Source organism: Actinoplanes sp. NPDC051633 (genome assembly GCF_040681735.1).
Classification (GTDB): domain Bacteria; phylum Actinomycetota; class Actinomycetes; order Mycobacteriales; family Micromonosporaceae; genus Actinoplanes.
On the sequence record NZ_JBFAZH010001849.1, the window covers coordinates 1 to 1020 of the forward strand.

1 protein-coding gene is annotated in these 1020 nt (G+C 70.3%); it reads left to right on the forward strand.

The genetic code is table 11. The features are described 5' to 3' along the window. On the forward strand, positions 1-953 hold a 953-nt coding region (locus AB0M20_RS45635), incomplete at its 5' end, for an MFS transporter (protein WP_364307935.1). Positions 954-1020: the final 67 nt, after the last annotated feature.

Here is a 1020-nt window from a genome sequence, read left to right on the forward strand (position 1 = left end):
ACAGATTCGGGCGCCGGCGGGTCTTCCTGATCGGGGTGGGCTGGTTCGCGGCCGCCTCGCTGCTGTGCGGGCTGGCGCCGAACGTCGAGGCGCTGATCGCCGCCCGGGTGCTGCAGGGCATCGGCGGCGCGCTGCTCACCCCGGGGGCGCTGGCGATCCTGGAGGCGTCGTTCGCGACCGAGGACCGGTCGCGGGCGATCGGCGCGTGGTCGGGGCTGGCCGGGATCGGCGGGGCGCTCGGGCCGTTCCTCGGCGGCTGGCTGGTCGAGGTGGCCGACTGGCGGCTGATCTTCCTGATCAACGTACCCCTGGCAGCGGTCGTCCTGTGGGTGACGGCCCGGCACGTGCCGGAGTCGCGCAACCCGGCAGCCGCCCGCGAGATCGACGTGACCGGCGTGCTGACCGGCGCGGCCGGGCTCGGCGGCCTGACCTACGGCTTCACCGCCTGGCCGATGCACGGCCCGGGCAGCCTCCAGGTGCTGGTGTCGCTGGCCGTCGGCGTGCTGGGGCTGGCCGCGTTCGTGGTCGCCGAGCGGCGATCCGCGCACCCGATGCTGCCGCTGGGGATCTTCTCGTCCCGGCCGTTCACCGGCGCCAACCTGGTCACCTTCCTGGTCTACGCCGCGAGCGGTGGCGTGTTCTTCCTGGTTGTGCTCAATCTGCAGGTGGTGGCCGGCTTCTCGCCGCTGACCGGCGGGATCGCGTTGCTGCCGGTCACCGTGCTGATGCTGGTGCTGTCGGCGCGGGCGGGCGCGCTCGGCCAGCGGATCGGGCCGCGCATCCCGATGACGGCGGGCCCGATCGTCTGCGCGGCCGGCTTGGTGATGCTGTCGTTCGTGGGTGCGGGCGCGTCGTACTGGACGCGGGTCCTGCCCGCGGTGATCGTCTTCGGCCTCGGCCTGTCGCTGCTGGTGGCGCCGCTGACGGCGAAAATGACGTTCATCTTCAACTAAATCAAAGTTTAAGTTTGTCCGTTTCAAATCAATCTCATCGTTTTTGATTCTCCCTTTACGTTCTTGT